At 59.1% G+C, this 17,128-nt stretch carries 14 protein-coding genes; 2 read left to right on the top strand and 12 right to left on the bottom strand.

What is annotated here, in order from left to right:
• The first annotated feature begins 58 nt into the window (after nucleotides 1-58).
• On the top strand, nucleotides 59-844 hold the full coding sequence (elyC, locus tag ACR6A7_RS08960; protein ID WP_434124532.1) for an envelope biogenesis factor ElyC: 786 nt from the start codon (nucleotides 59-61) through the stop codon (nucleotides 842-844).
• Here elyC and ACR6A7_RS08955 read toward each other — a convergent pair.
• From ACR6A7_RS08955 to serC, 12 genes are all read right to left on the bottom strand, one after another.
• Nucleotides 824-1,717 (bottom strand): fructosamine kinase family protein, encoded by an 894-nt coding sequence (locus ACR6A7_RS08955; RefSeq protein WP_434124530.1) that lies wholly within the window; start codon nucleotides 1,715-1,717, stop codon nucleotides 824-826. The genes elyC and ACR6A7_RS08955 overlap by 21 nt on opposite strands.
• Before the next feature lie 101 nt (nucleotides 1,718-1,818).
• Nucleotides 1,819-2,568 carry a 3-deoxy-manno-octulosonate cytidylyltransferase gene (gene kdsB, locus ACR6A7_RS08950; RefSeq protein ID WP_033751263.1) on the bottom strand — a complete coding sequence of 250 codons (750 nt, stop codon included), beginning with the start codon at nucleotides 2,566-2,568 and terminating at the stop codon, nucleotides 1,819-1,821.
• Nucleotides 2,565-2,747, bottom strand: coding sequence for a Trm112 family protein (locus ACR6A7_RS08945; protein WP_033751266.1), 183 nt, complete (start codon nucleotides 2,745-2,747; stop codon nucleotides 2,565-2,567). The genes kdsB and ACR6A7_RS08945 overlap by 4 nt, the downstream gene beginning before the upstream one ends.
• Nucleotides 2,748-2,853: 106 nt before the next feature.
• The gene (locus tag ACR6A7_RS08940; protein WP_434124529.1) at nucleotides 2,854-4,071 is read right to left on the bottom strand and encodes a winged helix-turn-helix domain-containing protein; all 1,218 of its coding nucleotides are present in this window, start codon (nucleotides 4,069-4,071) and stop codon (nucleotides 2,854-2,856) included.
• Between the two features lie 24 nt (nucleotides 4,072-4,095).
• The gene (gene lpxK / locus ACR6A7_RS08935) at nucleotides 4,096-5,097 is read right to left on the bottom strand and encodes a tetraacyldisaccharide 4'-kinase (protein ID WP_434124528.1); all 1,002 of its coding nucleotides are present in this window, start codon (nucleotides 5,095-5,097) and stop codon (nucleotides 4,096-4,098) included.
• A complete protein-coding gene (msbA, locus tag ACR6A7_RS08930) occupies nucleotides 5,094-6,842 on the bottom strand; it encodes a lipid A ABC transporter ATP-binding protein/permease MsbA (RefSeq protein ID WP_434124526.1) in 1,749 nt (582 codons plus the stop codon). Before msbA ends, lpxK begins: the two co-directional genes overlap by 4 nt.
• A 43-nt stretch (nucleotides 6,843-6,885) precedes the next feature.
• Entirely contained in the window at nucleotides 6,886-9,129 is a 2,244-nt protein-coding gene (locus tag ACR6A7_RS08925; RefSeq protein WP_434124525.1) for a DNA internalization-related competence protein ComEC/Rec2, read from the bottom strand.
• A gap of 205 nt (nucleotides 9,130-9,334) precedes the next feature.
• The gene (gene ihfB, locus ACR6A7_RS08920; RefSeq protein WP_033751281.1) at nucleotides 9,335-9,619 is read right to left on the bottom strand and encodes an integration host factor subunit beta; all 285 of its coding nucleotides are present in this window, start codon (nucleotides 9,617-9,619) and stop codon (nucleotides 9,335-9,337) included.
• Nucleotides 9,620-9,706: 87 nt separating this feature from the next.
• Complete coding sequence (rpsA, locus tag ACR6A7_RS08915; protein ID WP_048784670.1) at nucleotides 9,707-11,380, bottom strand: 30S ribosomal protein S1; 1,674 nt, start codon at nucleotides 11,378-11,380, stop codon at nucleotides 9,707-9,709.
• A 124-nt stretch (nucleotides 11,381-11,504) separates the two neighbouring features.
• Complete coding sequence (cmk, locus tag ACR6A7_RS08910; RefSeq protein ID WP_434124524.1) at nucleotides 11,505-12,185, bottom strand: (d)CMP kinase; 681 nt, start codon at nucleotides 12,183-12,185, stop codon at nucleotides 11,505-11,507.
• Nucleotides 12,186-12,385: 200 nt separating this feature from the next.
• The gene (gene aroA, locus ACR6A7_RS08905; protein ID WP_434124522.1) at nucleotides 12,386-13,672 is read right to left on the bottom strand and encodes a 3-phosphoshikimate 1-carboxyvinyltransferase; all 1,287 of its coding nucleotides are present in this window, start codon (nucleotides 13,670-13,672) and stop codon (nucleotides 12,386-12,388) included.
• A gap of 86 nt (nucleotides 13,673-13,758) precedes the next feature.
• Nucleotides 13,759-14,844: a 3-phosphoserine/phosphohydroxythreonine transaminase gene (serC, locus tag ACR6A7_RS08900; protein WP_434124521.1), complete on the bottom strand. Its 1,086-nt coding sequence runs from the start codon at nucleotides 14,842-14,844 to the stop codon at nucleotides 13,759-13,761.
• 312 nt (nucleotides 14,845-15,156) lie between these two features.
• Here serC and ycaO point away from each other — a divergent pair, with 312 nt between their 5' ends.
• Nucleotides 15,157-16,917 carry a 30S ribosomal protein S12 methylthiotransferase accessory factor YcaO gene (gene ycaO, locus ACR6A7_RS08895; protein WP_434124519.1) on the top strand — a complete coding sequence of 587 codons (1,761 nt, stop codon included), beginning with the start codon at nucleotides 15,157-15,159 and terminating at the stop codon, nucleotides 16,915-16,917.
• The last annotated feature ends 211 nt before the right edge of the window (nucleotides 16,918-17,128 follow it).

The following is a 17,128-nucleotide window of genomic DNA, read 5'->3' as shown; positions in this document are numbered from 1 at the left end:
TTTCATCCCCTTCTTCCTTTCCAGCTGCTGTTTTTTCGGACAACAAGGAGTTTTTTTGATGTTTTTTGGGCTGAAAAAACTGGTGGGCGGTCTGTTGATGCCTTTACCGCTGCTGCTGCTGCTGATGGCAGCAGGTATTTTACTGCTTTGGTTTAGTCGCTGGCACAAAAGCGGCAAAATTTTAGTCTCGCTGAGCTGGGCGCTGCTCCTGCTGCTGAGCCTGCAGCCGGTCGCCGATCGCCTGCTGCTGCCGCTGGAGTCGCGCTACCCTACCTGGAACGGCAGCGAGAAGGTCGATTTTATCGTAGTGCTGGGCGGTGGCTATACCTTTAACCCCGACTGGGCACCCAGCTCGAACCTGATCGGCAACAGTCTGCCGCGCGTCGCCGAAGGCGTGCGCCAGTGGCGGCGCAACCCGCAGGCGACGATGATCTTCACCGGCGCCGCTGCCGGGCAGAATCCTGTCAGCAATGCGCAGGTCGCCGCCTCGGTCGCGCTGAGCCTGGGCGTGCCGCCGGATCGTATTCAGGTGCTGGATCGGCCAAAAGATACCGAGCAGGAGGCGCGTGCAGTGCGCGGCGTCGTTGGTCAGCACTCCCTCCTGCTGGTTACCTCCGCCAATCATATGGCGCGCGCCCTGAATTTCTTTCACGACGCCGGCTTAACGCCGCTTGCCGCGCCCGCCAATCAGCTGGCGATCGCTTCGCCGCTCAACTGGTGGGAGCGCGCAATTCCTTCGCCGCTCTGGCTGAGCCACAGCGATCGGGTCGTCTATGAAACGCTGGGACAGGCGTGGCAGTGGCTGAAAGGCGGCGAGGCGCCCTCAGCCGAGCCAGGGCAGTAGCTGCGCATGGGCGTAATCGAAGCGCGCCCGGTCGAATTCGCCATACTGCACCAGCCCGTCGATGCAGTCCCAAAGCTGATAAAGCCAGCGCCGCCAGAGAAAGCCTTCGGAGACCGGCGCGCACTGGAGATAGCGCGTCATCAGCGCCTGCTCAGCCGAACTTTCGCCCAGCTGCATCAGCTCATATTCGCGCGGCCCCCACAAAATAGCGCCCGGCTGGGTCATCGCCAGCAGCTGATCGCTGCGCGCATTTTTGACGATGCTGGTCAGACGCAGATTGCCATGCAGCATTACGCAGGGATCGTCGAAGTCGCGAAAGAGGTGCGCCAGCTGCTCGCGGCTGCGAAACAGCACCTGGCGATCGGCATGGGTGAACGCGGGCGGCTGCAGGTAACTGAGCGTGGACCAGAGCACTTCGACGCGCTGATGAAACCAGGCAGGCCAGCTGTTTTGCTGGGTGCTGTCCACGGTCCCGACCAGGCCATGCCCGCTGATGCGATGCCAGGCGAGCAGCCCTTCCACCACCTCTTCGCACAGCTGCTGCCAGCGCGCGGCGTCGCGGGTCGGCGCCTCGGCGGAGACGCCGTTCAGGCGCGCCATCAGCAGCATTTCATGCGCGGGCGGCTGCTGGCTCAGCACCAGACCATAGACCGCCGGCACGGCGATCAGCCCTTCATGGCCGAGCAGCGCCAGCTTTTTCGCCTCCAGCGCGGCGCGTCCCTGATGACGGAAGTATTTCGCCACCAGCGGCATCGGCTTGTCCTGACGATCGTAGAGCGCATAGAGCCGCGTCGGCGGCTGTTCGCTGATGGTTTCGAGCCGGCCGATCGTCTCGCCCAGCACCAGCGAGAGTTCAGATTTGAGACTTTCCATGCATCCTCCTCAAGGAAAAAGTCACACCATCCTGGAGGCCTCAGCGGGCAAAAAAGCAGAAACAGATCAATAAAAGCGTCGGGGATGGCTCCCCGACACCGTCAGCCCTGCAGCGCGGCGCGCACGCGCGCCAGATCTTCCGGCGTATCCACGCCCGTACCCGGCACGGTTTCCGCGACGGCGACATGGATCTTTTCGCCGTACCAGAGCACGCGAAGCTGCTCGAGCAGTTCGATCCGCTCCAGCGGGCAAGGCGCCCAGGAGACATAGCGACGAATAAAGCCAGCGCGATAGGCGTAGATACCGATATGGCGCAGCAGCGTATCGCCGATCTCCTCGCGGGACGCAGCGTAACGCTCGCGATCCCAGGGAATGGTGGCGCGAGAGAAATAGAGCGCGTAGCCCTGCGCATCCATCACCACCTTCACCGCGTTAGGGTTAAACGCCTCTTCCGCGTCATGAATCGGCACCGCCAGCGTCGCCATGCCCGCCTGCGCGCCTGCCAGATTCGCCGCCACCTGGCGGACGATTTCCGGTGGGATCAGCGGCTCATCGCCCTGCACGTTGACGATAATCTCATCGTCGGCAAATCCGCAGGTTTCGATCACCTCCGCCAGCCGCTCCGTGCCTGACTGGTGGTCGGCGCGCGTCATGCAGACTTCGCCGCCCGCCGCTTCAACCGCCGTTTTCACATCCGGATGATCGGTGGCGACAATCACGCGGCTGGCGCCAGAGGCGCGCGCGCGCTCCATCACGTGAACGATCATCGGCTTTCCGGCGATATCGACCAGCGGTTTGCCGGGCAGGCGCGTCGAGGCGTAGCGCGCGGGAATAATCGCCGTGAAGCTCATGGATGAATCTCTTCCACGGCGAGCGTGCGCGCTTCGTTTTCCAGCAGCACCGGAATACCGTCGCGCACCGGAAAGGCGAGCGCATCAGGTTTGCAGATTAGCTCCTGCTGGGCATTGTTGTAGTAAAGCTTGCCGTTGCATACCGGGCAGGCAACGATTTCGAGTAAGCGGTGATCCATATGTCCTCCATTGCGGACCGATTGCATAAGGCGCTAAGGATACCATAGCGCAGGGTTTCAGCGTGCGCGGAAAGCGGCCGCGAAACTGCGGCGCAGACCGCAAAGCTCAGGAATCGAGCCTCCAGACGTCAGGCCAGTGCGCTCGCAGCGCGGCGGGCATCTGTTCAAACAGCACGCTCTCCGCATCCTGCCAGGCCGCAAAGCGTTCAATCGCCTGGCGAACATCCCTGACGAATGCGGCGGTGACGCGCGCGTCCGACTCCAGCCAAAAATGTTTGATCACCAGCTGCCGCGCCTGGCGCTGCATGCGGGCGTCCAGCCTGGCCTTGATCGCGCCGCGATGCAGCACCGGCAGGACGAAATAGCCATATTTGCGCTTCGCCTCTGGCGTATAGCATTCGAGGCGGTAGTCGAACTGGAACAGCGCCAGCGCGCGCCGCCGATCCCAGACTAGCGGATCGAAAGGCGACAGAATGGCGCTGTGCGTGGCGTTAAGCGGCGCGTCGAGCAGCGGCAGCAGATCGCGATGCAGCCACATCTCGCCGAGCCCAGCCACCTCGACCGGCGTAATCTCCTCCATCTGCTGCGCTTTTTCCAGGTAAGGCTTCAGCGCAACGCGTTTAAGACGGTAGTAATCCGGCAGCCAGGCGGCGCGAAAAATGCCCAGGCTGCGCGCGCTGTTGCGCAGCATTTCCTCCTGCGCGTCCGCTTCGCTGAGGGCGTGCAGCGCATCCTGCCACTCCGGCAGCACCCGCGCACGCAGATCGTAAACCCGCTGAAAATTGCGCCGCTCGCTGACCATCAGCTCGCCCGCGCTGAACAGATTTTCCAGATGTCGCTTGTGCGGCTTCCAGGCCCACCAGCCAGGTTTGTGGTCGGCGTCGCTGGCGAAATCGGCGGCGCGTACCGGTCCTTTTTCAGCAATATGCTGCAGCAGGTCAGCAATCTCCTGCTGATGCTCCTGCATCCACCGGGCGTTATATTTCCAGCCAAGACGCTCGGGTTTAAGCATGCGGTGGCGCAGCAGTCGATAATCTTCGCGGGGAATAAAGCAGGCTTCATGCGCCCAGTATTCAAACAGCTCCCCCTGCGCCAGTGCCTCCTCCAGCCAGCGCGGCGGGTAGCTGCCCAGGCGGCTGAACAGCACCAGATAGGGACTGCGCGCGACAACGTGGATGGTATCGATTTGCAGCAGCGACATGCGCCGCACCGCGGCGAGCAAATCCGCATAGCGTGCGCGTTTCGATGGCGCGCGCAGCAGCCCCTGCGCCGCCAGATGAAGGTTTCGTGCCTGTTGAAGCGAAAGCGAAAGCGTGGTGTTCATTCCCTTCCTGCATTCGGCGAGAGGTTAGTCGGCGGCCCTGCCTGCGCGCTGCTGCACCAGACGTTCAATGTCGTCCAGTAGCGGCGCGACGGCGCTGCCGCTCAGCTCAGCTTCGACCGGCAGATACCACCAGTTGGGCTCGGCGAAGCGACGGCATTTCACCGCGTCTTTTTCGGTCATCAGCAGGGTCTGGCCTCGGGCAACTAAGCCAGCCAGTTCCGCCTGACTATAGGCATGATGATCGGCGAAGGCGATCTCAGCGATCGGCGTGACGCCATGCTGGTTGAGGGTAGCGAAAAAGCGCGGCGGATGCCCGATACCGGCCATCGCTACCACACTTTCCAGCGCGGCAAGCGGCGCGCGCTGCTGCGTTTGCAGGTTGACGGCATCGCCCGGCCGTAGCGACATCGCAATTTCACCCGCTTCCGCGCGGTCGCCATTAATAATAACGGCGTCCACCTGCTGCAGACGCGAAGCGCGCTCACGCATCGGCCCGGCGGGCAGCCACCAGCCGTTGCCGAAGCGGCGGACGCCGTCGACCACCACGATTTCGCAATCGCGCTGCAGCGCGTAGTGCTGAAGGCCATCGTCGGTAATGATGAGATCGAGGGGCTGGCTGGCGAGCAGCGCTTCAACCGCGGCGCGACGCTTCGGCGCCACCGCGACCGGCGCGCCGGTGCGCTGGGCGATCAGCACCGGTTCGTCGCCCGCCTGCTCGGTGGGCGTATCGGCATTGACCAGCAGCGGGTAGCGATCCGCTTTGCCGCCGTAGCCGCGCGAAACCACGCCGACGCGAAGGCCGCGGCGCTGTAGCGCCTGCACCAGCCAGATTGCGACCGGCGTTTTGCCGTTGCCGCCTGCGGTGAGATTGCCGACCACCACCACCGGAACCGGCGCGCGCCAGCTTTTACGCCAGCCGCGCTGATAGCTGAGACGAATCAGAGAGGAGACCGCGCCGTAGATCAGGCTAAGTGGCCACAGCAGCAGCCACAGCGGCGAGCGCCCACTCCAGATACGCTCGATCATTGTCCAAACTGCATCTTATGCAGCTGGGCATAGGCGCCCCGCTGAGCCAGCAGATCGGCGTGGGTACCGCGCTCAACGATACGGCCATCTTCCACCACCACGATTTCATCGGCTTTTTCGATGGTCGACAGGCGGTGAGCGATAACCAGCGAGGTGCGGTTTTTCTGCAGCTCGTCCAGCGCCGACTGGATGGCGCGCTCCGACTCGGTATCAAGCGCGGAGGTCGCTTCATCCAGGATCAGGATCGGACAGTCGCGCAGCAGCGCACGCGCAATAGCGATACGCTGGCGCTGGCCGCCGGAGAGCAGCACGCCGTTTTCGCCAATCACCGTATCCAGCCCGTTATCCATCTTGTTTATGAAGTCCATCGCGTGCGCCATCGTCGCGGCGCGCTCGATTTCGGCGCGGCTATACTGCTCACTGCGCGCATAGGCGATATTGTTGGCGATAGTGTCGTTGAACAGGTGAACATTCTGCGAGACCAGCGCGACCTGATTGCGCAGCGAACGCAGCGTGTATTCACGCAGCTCGTGCCCGTCCAGCAGAATTTCGCCCTGCTGAATGTCGTAAAAGCGCGTCAGCAGGCTGGCCAGCGTCGACTTGCCTGAGCCGGAGCGTCCAACCAGCGCAACGGTTTTGCCTTCCGGCAGCGTCAGGTTGATGTCGCGCAGCGCCGGCGTATCGCGGCCCGGATAGGTAAAGGTGACATTGCGGAACTCCACGTCGCCTCTGGCGCGCTGAATGTCGCGCGTGCCGGTGTCCACTTCCTGCTCGCTGTCGAGGATTGAGAAGAGCGTCTGGCACGCTGCCATACCGCGCTGGAACTGCGCGTTGACGTTAGTCAGGGATTTCAGCGGACGCATCAGCGCGATCATCGACGAGAAGACCACGGTGATGGTGCCTGCGGTCAGCGTATCCATCACGCTGGGAAAGCTGGCGGCATACAGCACGAACGCCAGCGCCAGCGAGGCGATCAGCTGGATCACCGGATCGGAGATGGATGAGGCTGATACCAGCTTCATGCCCTGCTGACGCATGCGGTTGCTGACGCGGGCGAAACGCTCCGACTCCACTTCCTGACCGCCGAAAATCAGCACTTCTTTGTGCCCTTTCAGCATCTGCTCGGCGCTGGTGGTGACCTGCCCCATGGTGTTCTGCATGGTTTTGCTAATGCTGCGAAAACGCTTAGAAACCGAGCGAATGGCCAGAGAGACAATTGGCGCCAGAACAATCAGGATGAGCGACAGCTGCCAGCTGTAGTAGAACATCATGATAAACAGGCCAATAATCGACGCTCCCTCGCGCACTACGGTAACCAGTGCGCCAGATGAGGAGGAGGCGACCTGCTCGGAATCGTAGGTAATACGCGACAGCAGCGTGCCGGTTGACTGCTGGTCGAAAAATGAGACCGGCATGCCCATCATATGGCTGAAGAGGCGACGACGCATATTCATTACGACATTGCCAGAAACCCAGGAGATGCAGTAGCTGGAAATATAGCTGGTAACGCCGCGAATCAGCATCAGTCCAATCACGGCCAACGGCATCCAGATCAGCACCGACTTATCCGCTTTGCCAAACCCATCATCCAGTAAAGGCTTCAACAGGGAGAGCATGAGCGCATCGCCGGAGGCATTGAGTATCAGTGCCACAGACGACACAAATAAACCGGCTTTATACGGCATTATCATCGGCTTGAGCCGACGGAATGTCTGCCACGTTGAGAGATCTTTATCTTGATGCATTATTTATTCACGCTGTTTGAAATAGCCGCTCATTCTACCTGGATTACCGTTTGACGCCAAACCACTGATGGTACCAGCGAGGCGAAATTTGCTTCCTCAGCGATGAAACGTTTAATTTTCCATCATTTATAGCAATGCTGATCTGCCCCAACTGCGCGGTGTCGTACCAGGCGAAGCCCGCACGGCGGTAGTTTTCCAGCACGCTATTGACCGGCATACGCCAGGCGTTGTAGCGCGCCATTGAGGCGATCGCGATACGTCCGCCGACGTTGCGCAGCAGCAGCGGCGTTGAGGAGGTACGGCTGCCGTGGTGGGGTACCTGGATGATATCGGCTCTGAGCCCCCTTTTTTCCAGTGCCACCAGTTGCCGCTCCGCGGGTGCCTCCAGATCGCCCATGAGCAGCAGCCGCGTGACGCCATCGTCAACGCGCAGCACGCAGGAGTCGTTATTGTTGCTGACCGCCGAGCGTGCTGGTGGCCACAGCGCTTCGATATTTAAGGCTCCCCACCGCCAGCGCACGCCGCGTGCGCAGGGCAAATGATCGGTCTCAAGCGTAGCGCTGCGTATCGGTACCTCGGGCCAGCGCCGTCTTATCGCCTGGAGGCCGCCGCTGTGATCGAGATGGCGATGGCTGAGCACCACTGTTTTGAGGCGCAACCCTTGTCGCGTTAGCCAGGGAATAATGTGCCGCGCGCCGGCGTTGCCGTTTTCCCAGGCGGGACCGGTATCATAGAGCATCGCTTCCCTGCCCTGACGAATAACCACGCTTAGCCCCTGTCCGACATCCAGCATATCGATATGCCAGCCCGGCTCGTCGTGTGGCCAGCGCCAGACCAGCAGCGCCGCAATGACGGCGGCGCAGCTGACCGGCGCCGCGTAAAACAGCGCGCCGCGCCAGATAATCAGCCCACCCCACAGCAGCAGCGCCAGCGTGCCGGCGTCATGGAATGCCCACCAGCCGTGCGGCAAAGCCTCTAGCGCCCTCATCAGCCAGACAACAGAGAAGTCAGCCAGTCGCCACAGTGTGGCGCAGACAGCACTGACCGGCGTCAATATCGCCAGCAAAATGAGGGGCACGCTGATAAACGTGATGACCGGTATGGCCAGCATATTTGCCGCCAGCGCCGAGAGGCTGATGCCTTCGAACAGCATGACCTGAAGCGGGGCCATCAGCAGCATCATGCCGAGCTGAAGGTGTAGCAGCTGAACCGGCAGCCAGCGCCAGCCGCGGCGGCAGCGCACCGGCAGGGGAAACCAGCGATACCAGGTGAGCAAAGTGGCAACGGCCAGCGCTGAAAGCCAGAAGCTCTCTGAAAGTACGTTAAGCGGATCGAACAGCAGTAGCCCACCGATGCACAGGCTCCAGACCTGCCAGCCGCTGAGCTGTACACCTCTAACGCGGAAAGCCCCCCACAGCGTCAGGCCAAACAGCGTCCGCTGAGCGGGCGCGCCGCTGCCGGAGATCCAGGTATAGAGCGCTGCTGCCAGCCAGTTCATCAGCAAGGGAAACTGATAGCCGATAAGGCGCGCGGGCAGCGCCAGCTGAACCGCGCGCGCCATTAACCAGCCGCTGCTGGCGGCCAGCGCGATATGCATGCCTGAAATCGCCATCAGATGCGCCGTGCCGGTTTGCCGCAGTAGCTGACGCAGCGCGTCGCTCATTTCCGCCCGCTCCCCGAAGGCAAGCGCCTCGATAACGGCGCGCTGCTCCAGCGTGTTAATGGTCGGCAGGTCGCGCAGAATGAGCCGCCATCGCCAGCTACAGGCCAGGGATTCAGGCTGTAGCTGCCGAATGCGGCCTCTCAGCCCCATGTGATTCGCCAGCGCGAAACGCTGCGCATCGAACTCGCCCTCATTGAGCTTTGCGTGTACGGGCCGCAGGCTGAGCTGCATCGACCAGCGCTGGCCGGGACACCAGACCTGCTCGCTCTCTCCGAGCGACAGCCAGGCGAAACGCGGCGGAAACAGATAGCGCCCTTCTCGCTTTAGCAGCTGCACCTTAATTTGTCGTCTCTCTTGCCGAACCTCATCGATGCGCACGCTATAAGTGGCAGGCGCGGCGCTAGCGGTTTCTATCGCAGTGACGGCTGAGCGCGCAGCTCCCAGCATCCAGCTGCATAGCAGCAGCGCGATCGCCGCCATGCGCAGCCAGGCGGACGGCGACCACAGCAGCAGCATGCCTGTGCAGGCGAGCGCCGTGATGCCTGTTGCTGATGGAAGCTGGGGAAGAAACAGCAGCGGCAGCGCGGCGAGAATAGCGATTCTGGCAATAAGCGTCGCTGTCATCTTGCTCTCGTCCCGGTTTAACACGCTGAGAGTATGCAGATAATGCGGCGCGCGGTCAGGCGCAGGCTGGCGCGCTTTAGCGCGGCGCTGCAAAAAAAGAGGGAGATTTCAGTACGAATTCAGAGAGTGTCAGGCTGGCTCGCAAAGAAACGGCGGGCAAAAAAAAACGACATCCTGAGATGTCGTTTCTGCGTTCGATTACGGCTTAACCGTAAATGTTTGCACGGTCTCGCAGCTCTTTGCCCGGCTTAAAGTGGGGAACGTATTTACCTTCCAGTTCCACTTTGTCGCCCGTTTTCGGGTTACGGCCCGTACGCGGTGCGCGGTAATGCAAAGAAAAGCTGCCGAATCCCCGGATTTCAATGCGTTCGCCCTGGGCCAGCGTAGTGGCCATGTGCTCCAGCATCTCTTTTACAGCATCCTCAACGACTTTCGCCGGAATATGAGTCTGCTGGCCAGCAAGTCTTTCAATCAGTTCTGACTTGGTCATGTAACCTCCGGTTAATCCTTGTGGGAAAGGTATGACAGCTTGCTACCGTAACCGGGCAGATTTCCCTGCCCGGTTGCTTCGGGTCGATTACTCGCCTTTAGCTGCTTTGAACGCTTCAGCCATAGCATTGGAGAAATTGCTTTCTTCCTGCTTGTTGTTCACAGTCGCGATGGCATCTTTCTCGTCAGCTTCGTCTTTCGCACGGACAGACAGGCTAACAACGCGGTTTTTACGATCAACGCCGGTGAATTTAGCTTCAACATCGTCGCCAACATTCAGAACCAGAGTTGCGTCTTCAACGCGGTCACGTGAAGCTTCAGAAGCGCGCAGGTAACCTTCAACGCCGTCTGCCAGTTCAACTGTAGCACCTTTAGCGTCAACTGCCGTTACTTTACCAGTAACGATGGCGCCTTTCTTGTTCAGGGTGATGTAGTTGTTAAACGGATCTTCAGCCAGCTGTTTCACGCCCAGAGAGATGCGCTCACGCTCTGCGTCAACCTGCAGTACAACGGCAGCGATTTCGTCGCCTTTTTTGTACTCACGAACGGCTTCTTCGCCAGTCGCGTTCCAGGAGATGTCAGACAGGTGAACCAGGCCGTCGATGCCGCCGTCCAGGCCGATGAAGATACCGAAGTCAGTGATTGACTTGATTTTACCTTCAACGCGATCGCCCTTGTTGTGGGTCTCAGCAAACTGCTGCCACGGGTTGGCTTTGCACTGCTTCAGGCCCAGGGAGATACGACGACGCTCTTCGTCGATGTCCAGAACCATAACTTCAACCACGTCGCCCACGTTAACAACTTTAGACGGGTGGATGTTTTTGTTGGTCCAGTCCATTTCAGAAACGTGTACCAGGCCTTCAACGCCTTCTTCGATTTCCACGAAGCAGCCGTAATCAGTCAGGTTGGTTACACGACCGGTCAGGCGAGTGCCTTCCGGGTAGCGCTTAGCGATAGCCACCCACGGATCTTCGCCCAGCTGTTTCAGGCCCAGAGATACACGGGTACGCTCGCGGTCGAACTTCAGCACTTTAACAGTGATTTCGTCGCCCACGTTGACGATTTCGCTCGGATGCTTAACGCGTTTCCACGCCATGTCGGTGATGTGCAGCAGGCCGTCGACGCCGCCCAGATCAACGAATGCGCCGTAGTCAGTGAGGTTCTTAACGATACCTTTGACTTCCATGCCTTCCTGCAGGTTTTCCAGCAGCTGATCGCGCTCAGCGCTGTTTTCAGATTCGATAACTGCGCGGCGTGAAACCACGACGTTGTTACGCTTCTGATCGAGCTTGATTACTTTGAATTCAAGCTCTTTGCCTTCCAGGTGCAGCGTGTCGCGTACCGGACGCACGTCAACCAGTGAACCTGGCAGGAACGCACGAATACCGTTCAGCTCAACTGTGAAGCCACCTTTAACTTTGCCGTTGATAACACCGGTAACAGTTTCAGCGTCTTCGTAAGCTTTTTCCAGCGTGATCCAGGCTTCATGACGTTTAGCTTTCTCACGGGACAGCAGGGTTTCACCGAAGCCGTCTTCCACTGCATCCAGGGCAACGTCAACTTCGTCACCAACCTGAATTTCCAGTTCGCCGGCTGCGTTCTTGAACTGCTCTGCCGGAATGGCAGACTCAGATTTCAGACCCGCATCAACCAGAACGACGTCTTTGTCGATAGAGACAACAACGCCACGAACGATGGAACCCGGGCGGGTTTCGATTTCTTTCAGGGACTCTTCAAAGAGTTGAGCAAAAGATTCAGTCATATTGATAATCTTAGGATTCTTCAATTTAACGTCCACCTGACGTCATTGTCGGATGGGGTTGTTTCACATGCCCTGCGCGCTTTCCCTGGCACAGGGTTACTGCAATTCTGTTTTGCCGAAAAGATTAAATGCCCAGCGTTGTGCGGGCATATTCCAGCGCCTGATCAATGACTTGTTCGATGGACAACTGCGTTGAATCCAGAACCAGCGCATCGGCGGCGGGGACTAAAGGCGCAATGGCGCGGTTGCGATCGCGGTCATCACGTTCTTTTATCTCGGCTAAAAGGCGATCAAAGTTAACACTAAAGCCGCTTTCCTGCAACTGTAGCATACGGCGCTGGGCGCGCTCTTCCGGGCTGGCGTCGAGGAAAATTTTTACCGGCGCGTCAGGGAAAACCACCGTGCCCATATCGCGGCCGTCGGCGATTAAGCCAGGCTCGTCGCGAAAGGCGCGCTGACGGCGCAGCAGCGCCTCACGCACGCGGGGAAAAGCGGCGATGCGCGACGCGGTGTTGCTGACTTCCTGCGTGCGGATTTCGCCAGTGACCTCTTCGCCCTCCAGGATGACCCGCAGTTCGCCCTCTTGCGAGACAAAACGCACGTCCAGATGGGCCGCCAGCGGCACCAGCGCCTCTTCAGCTTCAATATCCACCTGATGGTGCAGCGCAGCCAGCGCCAGAACACGATAGATAGCGCCGGAGTCGAGAAGATGCCACTGCAGCGCCTCCGCCATCGCTTTGCACAACGTGCCTTTGCCTGCGCCACTGGGTCCATCGACAGTTATAACCGGGGCAGTTGCCGTCATTATTCTCTCCTGTTGCTGCGCGAAATAGTCCAGCCTTCAGGCTGTTCAGAACAGGTAGCATTATACGCGGCCCAGGCTAATGTCGTTACCTTTTAGCGGAGACATCGCTATAAATTGCAGCAGATTCAGAACATATCTTGGTCAGTGAGGCCAGAGGCAGTGAGATTGCCGGAAAGCCTCGCTCTCCGGCACGGTGAAAATCAGGCGTTCTGGCTGATTTTAGCCAGCTGCTGAAAATAGTCGGGGAAGGTTTTCGCCGTACAGCCGGGATCGAGAATAGTCACAGGCGTGTCAGAGAGCGCCACCAGCGAGAAGCACATCGCCATGCGGTGATCGTTATAGGTGCCGATCTCCGCGTGATGCAGTTTCTCCGGCGGCGTGACGCGGATAAAATCATGCCCCTCTTCTACTTCCGCGCCCACTTTGCGCAGCTCGGTGGCCATCGCGGCCAGGCGATCGGTCTCTTTCACGCGCCAGTTATAGATATTGCGCAGCAGCGTCGGGCCTTTAGCGAACAGCGCCGCCGTGGCGATGGTCATCGCGGCGTCGGGAATATGGTTCATATCCATATCGATGCCGTTAAGCTCGCCGGCGGTACAGGCGATGTAGTCGCTGCCCCACTCAACGGTCGCGCCCATTTTTTCCAGCACGTCGGCGAAGCGGATATCGCCCTGCACGCTGTCGCGACCGATGCCGGTGACGCGCACGGTTCCGCCTTTAATAGCGGCGGCAGCCAGAAAATAGGAGGCGGAAGAGGCGTCGCCCTCCACCAGATAGCCGCCTGGCGACTGATACTGCTGCTGGCCTTTAATGATAAACCGCTGGTATTGCTGGTTTTCGACGTCGACGCCGAAGCAGCGCATCAGATGCAGCGTAATATCGATATAAGGTCTGGAAACCAGTTCGCCTTTAATGGCGATGCGGGTATCGCGCTCCGCCAGCGGCGCGGTCATCAGCAGCGCGGTCAGAAACTGGCTGGAGACGCTGCCGTCCACGCTGACGTCGCCGCCGGTAAAGCCGCCTTTCAGGCGCAGCGGCGGATAGTCGCTGTTCTCCAGATACTCAATCTGCGCGCCACCCTGACGCAGCGCGTCGACCAGATGTCCGATTGGACGCTCTTTCATACGCGGTTCACCGGTCAGAATAACATCCTGCTCGCCGAGACAGAGCGCCGCCGCCAGCGGCCGCATCGCCGTACCCGCATTGCCAAGAAAAAGCTCCAGCGGCTGAGAGGCGCGCAGCGCCCCCGCCTGCCCCACAACCTCGCACTGCGTGCGGTCGGCGGAGAGGGTAAAATCGACGCCCAACGCCTTAAGGGCGTTCAGCATATGTTTAACGTCATCGCTATCCAGCAGGTTCGTCAGACGCGTGGTGCCTTTCGCCAGCGCAGCCAGCAATAGTGCGCGGTTAGAAACGCTTTTTGAACCCGGCAGGTTAACGGTGCCGTCAACGCGTGCAATCGGTTGTAAAGTCAGGGAGTCCTGCATGTGAAACCAAATCTCCAGAAAAGGACAAAACCCCGCCGCGAGACGGGGTCTGAAGTCGGCGCAAGCGCCAACGCTACAGCTCAGGCTTAACCGTGGCGACGTGCAAAGTCGGCCATAAAGTCGGTCAGCGCTTTGACGCCTTCCAGCGGCATCGCATTGTAGATCGATGCGCGCATGCCGCCTACTACGCGGTGGCCTTTCAGGGCATGCAGACCCGCGTTGAACGACTCTTCCAGGAAAAGCTTGTCCAGCGCAGCGTCCGCCAGCTGGAAAGGCACGTTCATACGCGAACGGTTTTCCGCCGCGACGTCGTTGCGGTAAAACGGGTTGCTATCGATCAGACCGTAGAGCAGATCGGCTTTAGCCTGATTAACTTTGTCGATTTCGCTGACGCCGCCTTTCTCTTTCAGCCACTTAAACACCAGGCCAGAGAGATACCAGGCGAAGGTGGGCGGCGTATTGAACATAGAGTCGTTCTCCGCCAGCACCTGATAGTCGAGAATAGAGGGAACGGACTGGCGGGCCTTGCCCAGCAGATCGTCGCGCACGATAACAATGGTCAACCCAGCCGGACCGATGTTCTTCTGCGCGCCGGCGTAGATCACGCCGTAGCGGTTGATGTCCAGCGGCCGCGACAGAATAGTAGAGGAGAGATCGGCGACGACGATTTTGTCGCCGAAGTCGGGCTGTTCGTCGATCGCGATACCGTCGATGGTTTCGTTCGGGCAGTAGTGCACGTAAGCGGCATCGCTGCTCAGCGCCCACTGGCTCATCGGCAGGATAGCGCGCTTGCCGTCACGGGTGGTTTTGACGTCCAGGGTACGCGGCGTGCAATACTTTTCCGCTTCCTTTATGGCGCTGTGCGCCCAGTAACCGCCGTCAACATAATCCGCTGTGGTCGCCTCGCCCAGCAGATTGCCCGGCACCGCAGCAAACTGCGCGCGCGCGCCGCCGTGGCAGAATAAAACTTTGTAGTTAGCCGGGATTTTCAGAAGATCGCGCAAGTCCTGCTCCGCCTCTTCCGCTACTTTGAGAAACTCTTTGCTGCGATGGCTGATCTCCATAACGGAGGTCCCCAGACCGTGCCAGTTTGTCAGTTCTTGTTCTGCACGACGGAGCACTTCAACCGGCAGCATCGCTGGACCGGAACTAAAATTATAAATCTGCGTCATTTCCCCTCACCACGGTTATCCAGAACGGTTATGAATTGCTTACCGGTTTTATCACTGCCTTATGGCGCCTGCAATGATAAATCAGGAAGGGATCACATTTTCTGAATTTGTCGCGCCGCAGCTTATGTTACGAATGTAAGACAGCACGAAATTTTGTGAGGCAGCTCGCCCAGGGAGAAAAGTGAGCCCTTTTGGTACGCCGCTTTCAGGATAATGCCGGGGAGAAATTTATCTCGTCTTCATAGCGCCACGGCGGCAAAGTCCGTATCATTGCGCGCTTTACGCCCACTATATATATGAGAGAGCGGTCCCATGACGCAAACCTTTATTCCCGGTAAAGACGCAGCACTGGAAGATTCCATCGCGCGCTTCCAGCAAAAGCTGACCGACCTTGGCTTTAATATTGAAGAAGCCTCCTGGCTTAATCCGGTTCCTCACGTCTGGTCCGTGCATATTCGCGACCGCGATTGTCCGCTCTGCTTTACCAACGGCAAAGGCGCCAGCAAGAAAGCCGCGCTGGCGTCGGCGCTGGGCGAATATTTCGAGCGTCTCTCGACTAACTACTTCTTTGCCGACTTCTGGCTGGGCAAATCGATCGCCAGCGGTGATTTCGTTCACTATCCGGACGAGAAATGGTTCCCAATCCCGGCAGATGGCTCACTGCCGGAAGGCATTCTGGATGCGCGCCTGCGCGCGTTTTACGATCCTGACGACGCGCTGACTGCGCCGGAGCTCGTGGATCTACAGTCCGGCAACGCCGAGCGCGGCATCTGCGGTCTGCCGTTTACCCGTCAGTCCGACCAGCAGACCGTCTATATCCCGATGAACATTATCGGCAACCTGTACGTCTCTAACGGCATGTCGGCGGGCAATACCGCCAACGAAGCCCGCGTACAGGGTCTCTCCGAGGTGTTTGAACGCTATATCAAAAACCGCATTATCGCCGAAGCGATCAGCCTGCCGACGATTCCTGAGAGCGTGATGCAGCGCTATTCTGGCGTGGTGGAGGCAATTGCGCGCCTCGAAGCGGAAGGCTTCCCGATTTTTGCCTACGACGCCTCGCTGGGCGGCAAATATCCGGTGATTTGTGTGGTGCTGTTCAACCCGCAAAACGGCACCTGTTTCGCCTCTTTCGGCGCGCATCCCGATTTTGGCGTCGCCCTTGAGCGTACCGTTACCGAACTGCTGCAGGGCCGCAGCCTGAAAGACCTCGACGTCTTTACGCCGCCCACCTTCGACGATGAAGAAGTCGCCGAGCATGCCAACCTTGAGACGCACTTTATCGACTCCAGCGGTCTCATCTCCTGGGATCTCTTCAAAGAGAAAGCGGACTATCCCTTTGTCGACTGGTCGTTCAGCGGCACGACCCAGGAAGAATTCGCCACCCTGATGGCGATCTTCCGCGAGGAAGGGCAGGAAGTTTATATCGCGGATTACGATCATCTGGGCGTTTACGCCTGCCGCATTATCGTGCCAGGCATGTCCGATATTTATCCGGCGGAAGATCTGCTGCTGGCGAATAACAATATGGGCGCGGGCCTGCGCGACACGCTGCTGGCGCTGCCTGCCAGCAACTGGAATCCGGAAGAGTATCTCGACCTGATTGCCCAACTGGATGAGGAAGGTCATGACGACTTTACCCGCGTGCGCGAACTGCTGGGCCTGGCGAGCGGTAAGGATAACGGCTGGTATACGCTGCGCATCGGCGAGCTGAAGGCAATGCTGGCGCTGGCCGGTGGCGACCTGGATCAGGCGCTGATCTGGACCGAATGGACCATGGAGTTCAACGGTTCAATCTTTTCGCCAGAACGCGCCAACTACTACCGCTGTCTGCAAACCCTGCTGCTGCTGGCGATGGAAGATGAGCGCGATCCCCTGCAGTATCATCACGCCTTCACGCGCATGTACGGTGCAGAGACGCTGGAAGCGGCGTCAGCGGCCCTAAGCGGCGAAGCGCCCTTCTACGGTCTGCAGGCCGTCGACGAGGATCTCAAAGCTTTCCCGGCGCATCAGGCGCTGCTGCAGGCTTATGAAAAACTTCAGGCGGCAAAGCGTCGTTTCTGGAAAAAGTAATTACCTGTTCAGCTGCAAAAGGCTGAATTGAATAGCCAGGGCGTCAATACCATTGACGCCTTTTTATTACGAGCGCTATTAATCATTATTTCTAAACGATTATCGCTCTAATTTTTTTAACACTTTTGACTGACTTTACGGCATTCATTAACAATGACGTTAGCCGCCTGCCGCTCATATTTAAAATAAAATTGTAAAAATTAAAATTTAT

Source organism: Pantoea phyllosphaerae (assembly GCF_051025595.1).
Classification (GTDB): Bacteria; Pseudomonadota; Gammaproteobacteria; order Enterobacterales; family Enterobacteriaceae; genus Pantoea.
The sequence above is the reverse complement of the archived record's forward strand: the minus strand, read 5'-3'. Positions and strand labels throughout refer to the sequence as shown.